Annotated in this window: 5 protein-coding genes; 3 read left to right on the top strand and 2 right to left on the bottom strand. The window is 46.2% G+C overall.

Annotated features, from left to right (window positions below; genetic code table 11):
• The first annotated feature begins 60 nt into the window (after positions 1-60).
• Positions 61-687: a hypothetical protein gene (locus KDK14_RS15950; protein ID WP_257266165.1), complete on the top strand. Its 627-nt coding sequence runs from the start codon at positions 61-63 to the stop codon at positions 685-687.
• Between the two features lie 147 nt (positions 688-834).
• On the opposite strand, the gene KDK14_RS15945 is transcribed toward KDK14_RS15950, so the two are convergent.
• Positions 835-1164 carry a metalloregulator ArsR/SmtB family transcription factor gene (locus KDK14_RS15945; protein ID WP_257266164.1) on the bottom strand — a complete coding sequence of 110 codons (330 nt, stop codon included), beginning with the start codon at positions 1162-1164 and terminating at the stop codon, positions 835-837.
• 1157 nt (positions 1165-2321) lie between these two features.
• Between KDK14_RS15945 and KDK14_RS15940 the strand changes: the two genes are divergently transcribed.
• On the top strand, positions 2322-4004 hold the full coding sequence (locus KDK14_RS15940; protein ID WP_257266163.1) for an NAD-dependent malic enzyme: 1683 nt from the start codon (positions 2322-2324) through the stop codon (positions 4002-4004).
• Between the two features lie 470 nt (positions 4005-4474).
• Here the strand turns inward: KDK14_RS15940 and KDK14_RS15935 are convergent, their stop codons facing one another.
• Positions 4475-5020, bottom strand: a complete 546-nt coding sequence (locus KDK14_RS15935; RefSeq protein WP_257266162.1) for a hypothetical protein — start codon at positions 5018-5020, stop codon at positions 4475-4477.
• A 486-nt stretch (positions 5021-5506) separates the two neighbouring features.
• Between KDK14_RS15935 and gorA the strand changes: the two genes are divergently transcribed.
• The gene (gene gorA / locus KDK14_RS15930; protein WP_257266161.1) at positions 5507-6874 is read left to right on the top strand and encodes a glutathione-disulfide reductase; all 1368 of its coding nucleotides are present in this window, start codon (positions 5507-5509) and stop codon (positions 6872-6874) included.
• Positions 6875-7179 lie beyond the last annotated feature (305 nt).

The raw sequence follows: 7179 nt of genomic DNA, 5'->3' as shown, positions 1-7179 counted from the left end.
TAAGAGCTGTAGAAATATGGAACTATGGTTTACCAGTACTTTTTGAGAAGTTACGATGTTATGTTGGATAGCTTTGTCTGCTACCATTTTGCGCAGTTCCTTTGCTCTGATCACACCGCATCGTTACAAAATCGTTTTTCGTTCATTAACGAAATGAAATCCCATGAAAAAATTCTTGGAGATAAATATTCTTCGATTTTTCCAGTAGAAATACAGGATGGTGTTTACAGGATCAAGAACAAGAATCAAGAGAGTGTTGAGGTGAGGTGGCCGCATCAGGTGTACAAAAATTCAGTTTGTATCGAAGAAATACCCGGTTTTAGTTTACTTTCGTTATGTGAAAGAAATGATAATGCAACTAACTATTCTGAAAGACAAATCAAATTGGAGCATAGTAAACCTGAAGCCGCCACTGAGAGTATCGAGGAGCATAATACCCTGAAAGCCGGAACTCGATTGTTGTTTTACAGGCATCAATTTAATGCAAGAACCAAATCTCTGTGCCACTCGGGTGTTTACCTGGGCGAAGGTTATTTCATTGCCAAGGAAGGTCCTGCTAATGTGGTGGTCACCACGATTGCTCATTATATGGAAAATTTACGAAAGTCATACGGACATGACCAGCTAATTTATGCGGCTCTCCCCATTGTTTGTGATGGCTCCTCATTTTATGGCCCCCTTGCCTGAATCTCTATGAGGCAAGGCGTTATGAAGTGACATGGCCCGGGAGGCTTTCCGAGAATAGACTGCCTTTTCTGCCATTCTCGCTACGGGCGCTATTCTCGGACAGCCTCCCGGGACCATTCGATATTAAGCCAGTTCTTTTCAGCTACCTTATGTATGCTCCTTAACATGATTGGCCAGATCAAGAATGACGTGACGGATATGGTGGTCATCCAACTCATAGAGTACCTGCTTTCCCTTGCGGGTTGATTTCAGGATTCTGGCTTCTCGCAAACTGCGCAGATGATGACTGGTTAAAGGCTGTGACATGCCCGAAATATCCGATAGACAGCATACCGGCTGTGGTTCTTCAAGACAGGCAGTGACCAGTTGCAGTCTTTTCGCGTCACCGAGCAGCTGGAAAATTTTTGCCAGTCGCCCCATGTCATGTTCAGACAGCTCAGGTAGCAGAGAACAACAGGTTTGGTGCATATCGACCATAGGCTTGTCCGAACCTTAAGAAATAATTATTGGTAATGGTATTGCGCTAAGAAGACTGAGTCTATTTTCCTGAGTTTGTAGCGAGGAGGCTGTCCGAGAATAGACTGCCCTACACGGCAACTGCTCCTGCGTTGCCCTACCTCCTGCATCCATGCAGTCGTGCGGTGGCAGCAAATTGGTCTAAAAATTTCCGCTTTTTATCCTCAATTTATCGCTATCCTCGCTACGGGCGTTATTCTCGGACAGCCTCCTGGAACTGAGAGGTATTCAGAGTACGGCAAGACAATGATTGTTCAGCCAGGACTTCCGGCAAAAAGAGGTTTAAAAGGAAAACAAACAGATGACTTTGCAAGCTGTGTGGAAAATAGCTTTATGTAACTTCCATATTCCCAGAGTTGCCTGGCCGCCTTTCCGATATTACTCCGGATTTGGCTGATCTTCTAAGCTTTCTGGTATCCTTGTTGGTGCTGCTTCCGCAAAAAAAACACCTTGTAAGACTATCTGCTTGTTACTGCCGACTGCTTATTGTTCTTGTTATAAAACACTTCTGATTAGTCGGCACCAAACCCTGTTGTTATTCTTATGGTGGGCGTTTTGTTCTTGTTACTTTAGCTAATACAACTACCGTGCCAAAAATAAGGATAACCCTCGGATCCCTTACTATACGCAGTTTCCGAAAGGCGGTGTTTTTTTGTGACTAAATAATGCACAGGATACAGGTTTCTATTTGTTACCTGGTTCCCACCAAATGTGACACTGCTCCTTGCAGGGTAACAAATGTTGTTTCTTTGCCTGGGAGGCTTTCTGAGAATAGGCGTCCCTGGACGGCAACTGCTCCTGCGTTGCTCTACCTCCTGCATCCATGCAGTCGTGTGGTGGCAGCAAATTGGTCTAAAAAGTCGGAAATTTTTATCCTCAATTTTCTGCCATCCTCGCTTCGGGCGTTATTCTTGGACTAAGGATGAAATCCAGCAAATCGTTCAAATAGCCTGTTATTTCGACAGTTGCTGCCGATACATGTTTGAATTTCGGTTATTCCGTTTGTCCTGTTCCTGCACTGAGGATTATCCTCTGTGCCCCTGCTGACAATGGCTGTCATATCAGTATTTCTGGTTGCACTTTTGTTGAAAAATACGGCTGAACAACGTAGGAAAACAATGAGCGAACACCACCAAAGCATCCATACTGGCCTCACCGGACGATTGTTGCTGGAGAACTCCCTGCTGAATAAAGGGACCGCTTTTTCTATGGAGGAGCGCAGCGAGCTGGACCTTCACGGTCTTCTGCCTCCGAGGATAGAGTCGATGGAGGAACAGTGTCGTCGGGCTTACAAGTCTTTCTCCGTCAAGCCTACGCCGATACTGAAGCATATCTACCTGCGCTCATTACAGGATACCAACGAAACCCTGTTTTATGCGCTTTTACAACGCCATCTTCAGGAGATGCTGCCGATCATCTACACGCCGGTTGTAGGGCAGGCCTGCCAACGCTTCAGTGACCTCTACCGTCGACCAAGAGGTATTTACATTTCCTGGCCCCAGCGTGAGCATATTTCAGCTATGCTGGCCAACTTCAAGCGTAATATTGACGTGATTGTTGTCACTGATGGTGAGCGTATTCTGGGTCTGGGCGACCAGGGTATTGGTGGTATGGGTATCTGTATTGGCAAGCTGTCTCTCTATAGTGCAGTGGGTGGCATCGCACCGAACAAAACACTGCCTATCGTACTGGATTGCGGCACGAATAACCGACAATTACTGAATGACCCTAATTACCTGGGGTGGCGTCATGAGCGTATAGAAGACGATGAATACTATGCGTTCGTGGACGACTTTATCCGTGCGCTGAAACGTCGTTGGCCAAAAGCGTTGTTACAGTTTGAGGACTTTGCCATCAACCATGCAACACCACTGCTGGAAAAATACCGGGATGAGCTTTGTTCTTTCAATGATGATATTCAGGGTACCGCCGGTGTTACTGCCGCATCACTGCTGGCGGCGGCCAAAGCCGCAGGCAAGTCCATTGAGGAGATGACAATTGCCTTCCTTGGTGCCGGCTCAGCCGGTTGCGGTATTGCCGAGCAGCTAATCCGCCTGATGGTTGGCCGGGGGCTCAGTGATGAACAAGCTCGTCGGCGGATCTTCATGGTTGACCGCCATGGCGTACTGAATGACCAGATGCAAGAATTGCGGCCATTCCAGCAGCGGCTGGTACAAAGTTGTGAAGAACTTCGTCAATGGGGTTTTGGTGGGAATCCCGGATTGTCAGACGTTGTCACCCACGCCAGGCCTGATGCTATCATCGGGGTATCAGGTCAGCCAGGCCTGTTCACTCGGGAAGTCATTGAGAAAATGGCTGAGAACCATGAGCGCCCCATTGTCTTCCCACTGTCGAACCCCATCAGCCAGGTTGAAGCAATACCGAAAGATATTATTCGCTGGAGTGAAGGCCGAGCGCTGGTTGCTACTGGCAGCCCATTTGAACCGGTTGAGTACAATAGAAACCGGTACCCCGTCGCACAATGTAACAATATCTACATCTTTCCAGGGCTGGGTCTTGGTGTCTTGGCCAGCGATGCTGAAAGAGTATCCGATGGTATGCTGGATGCGGCCGTCGAAACTCTGGCCAAGGCTTCTCCAGCGGTTATGAATCCGAAGGCCGCTCTTTTGCCAGAATTGAACCATATTCACCAGGTGACCTGTGATATAGCGATTGCCGTAGCCAAAAAGGCGCAGGAAGAGGGGCTGGCACCAAAATGTGAACAAGCTGCATTGGCAGCCAGAGTCAGAGGCAAGCGTTGGAGCCCTGAATATCGCCGAGTTTATCTATCTTATTCTTGAAAGTAGTATCTGGATGTACAACACAGTATAGAAAAGAATAAACAGTTAAGTTTACAAGCTATCAGGCATCTTTATTCTTATTATTGAATGACAAATGTCTTGCATATTCAGATGTTTTCCTGATGGTGCAGTCTCGGAAAAAAACTGCCGCAATCTTGTTAACATCCAATCAATTATCAGTTGGTGTCCTTTAGTATTCTACAAACTTATCTGCTTTAGTCACTGACCTGTTGCTTTTGTTATTAGTGGTCAGGACTTGCCATTTTATTGTTATTGTATGGCGTTTTTTGTTTACGACTGGTCACAGACAAACGGTGTGCCAATAACACGTATAATTGATTTAATCATTGAAATTTAAAGTTATAATTTTTTAAAGTACCTTTCGGTTTATTCCATGGATAAAGGACGGTCTGTTACTTGTTGAGTACTGTGTTTAGAATATTGTAACCCGGGTAACAGACTAACATGGTTCAAGACTTATGCACTTCTATACGACTGATTAGCCCTTCGTTAGAGAAAAAAATCCTTTCTACACCAGATACCTTTACAGATTCATCCGATTCAATATCAGTTCCTGTTCTGATAAATTCAAGTTCCACACAACAACCGTTCAGGCTGCGGTAGCTGTTGACATACCAGTTCACGTCGGGAATTTTTGCAAAAAAATTGGTCATCATATCGAGAATAACGGCCTTTCCCTGGAAGTCACCAAGAAAAGCAGAGTAGTAGCTGGCACTTTCATCAATCATCACAGATATCCAGTCCAGCCTGTGCGCATTGGACAGAGCAATATAAGCTCTGGCAGCTTCAATTTGTTCATCGTTGGTCATAATTTGAGATGCCAATGGTTTGTGAGTGGATACCGAAAGTTCACAACGTACCACCAAGAGGTTGTCCGAGAATAAACTGCCCTGCGCGGCAACTGCTCCTGCGTTGCTCCAGGAGGCTGTCCGAGAATAGCGCCCGTAGCGAGGATGGCAATAAATTGCTCTAAAAAATACCTGCTTCTTCGTCAAATAGCCCCGATATTCTCCTCAGAAGCAGAAATTTTTAGCCACAATTTCTCACAATCCTCGCCACCGGCGCTATTCTCGGTCAGCCTCCTGGCCCGACATATTGACCTGCTTCACGTTGTCACACGCTGTGAATCTGGAGGTTATGGTAGAAAGGTAGTCCAATAAAAAGTTTATAGAATGAAAATAAGCAGCCAATTCAAATTTTATAGCCAAACTCTTTGCCGTGAAAAATATTTTGCTTAACCATTTTTCATCGCTGAGGGTGGCGCAAAATATTTTTACGCGCTATGGGCATTGGTGTAGATTACCTGTTACTGAGTTTACCCTCTGCCGACTGTAACTCCAATACGTAACAAATTTGAACTGGATTAGTCATGCCAATATTTCCGATAGTTAATGAATAAAGTTGCTCATTTTGCGCTATAGGTATCAAATGCACATTGAAACTTTAATTTGGACAGTTTGACCTTATCTCAGGACAATAAAATGACGACATCAAACCACTTTGACTATCTGGTAATCGGCGGCGGCAGCGGTGGTATCGCTTCAGCAAATCGTGCAGCTATGTACGGAAAAAAAGTGGCGCTGGCAGAGGCAAAACTATTGGGAGGAACCTGCGTAAACGTGGGGTGTGTTCCCAAAAAAGCCATGTGGTTTGCTGGACAAATTGCTGATGCCTGCCGTTATGGGCCTGACTACGGCTTTGATATCAGTATTGACCAGCAATTGAATTCATTTAGCTGGAGTAAGCTCGTCGAAAGTCGGGAGGCCTACATTAGTCGTATACATGCTTCTTATGAACGAGTCCTGAGTAACAATCAAATTACCGTAATAAACGGCTATGCACGCTTTATTGATGCCAAAACGGTAGAGGTGAATGGTGAGCATTACACAGCAGACCATATCACCATCGCAACCGGTGGCGAGCCAATGATTCCAGACGTTCCCGGTGCCGAATACGGTATTGATTCGGATGGATTCTTTAAGCTGACTGATCGTCCCGGAAAAGTGGCGGTATTGGGTGCAGGCTACATTGCTGTTGAGTTGGCCGGTGTATTACACGCTCTGGGCAGTGAAACCCATTTGCTGGTTCGTAAACACAAACCATTGCGTAATTTTGAAACGATGTTGTCAGACACGCTGGTAGAAGTAATGGAGTCCGAAGGTCCTCAGCTTCATACCCATTCAGTACCTCAAAAAGTTGTGAAAGAAGACGATGGAAGTCTGACTGTTTATTTGAAAAACGGTAGCTCATTAAATGTTGATACCGTGATCTGGGCCATTGGCCGAAAGCCGCATACTGCTGGTATTAATCTTGATTTAGCAGGTGTTGCGGTGGACGCCCGGGGTTACATTCCGGTTGATAAATACCAGAATACCAATGTTGCTGGCATTTATGCCGTGGGTGACAACATCGGCAAGGTTGAATTGACTCCGGTTGCTGTTGCAGCGGGTCGTCGCCTGTCAGAGCGCCTGTTCAATAATAAACCCGATGAGCATTTGAATTACGATAATGTGGCCACGGTTGTCTTCAGTCACCCTCCTATCGGAACAGTAGGTTTAACTGAACTGGCTGCTCGTGAGCAGTACGGTGCTAATAATGTCAAAGTGTATACCAGCCAGTTCACTGCGATGTACAGTGCCTTGACCAGTCATCGCCAGCCATCAAGAATGAAACTGATAACTGTGGGGACAGAGGAAAGAATCGTCGGTATCCACGCCATTGGGCATGGTGCAGATGAAATGCTCCAGGGTTTTTCCGTGGCGTTAAAGATGGGGGCTACCAAGGCTGACTTTGACAGCACTGTTGCCATTCACCCAACCTCCGCTGAAGAATTTGTCACTATGCGGTGAGCCTATTGGTGGAAGATTAAAAAGAACTTGGGCTTAGAGTGAATAGGCTTGGATACTTAACAGATAAAGGCGAAAAATGCCCGCTCCGAACCCGCTAAAGTTTGGAGTCGCCACGCTCACTCAAGAACAGAAAACTATCCTCGGCAAGCTGGACTATCACATCTCTTTACTGGCTGTCACGCCACCCTCAAGATTAGCACCAACGTTTTGTTAACTGCTCGACGCCAGCATGACCACTGCCGAGGGCCTGGGAGGCTGTCCGAGAATAGACTGCCCTACTCGGCAACTGCTCCTGCGTTGCTCTA

It is taken from the genome of Endozoicomonas sp. ONNA2 (assembly GCF_024606365.1).
Classification (GTDB): Bacteria; Pseudomonadota; Gammaproteobacteria; order Pseudomonadales; family Endozoicomonadaceae; genus Endozoicomonas.
Note: the sequence above shows the minus strand (reverse complement) of the source record. Positions and strands in the feature narration are given on the sequence as shown.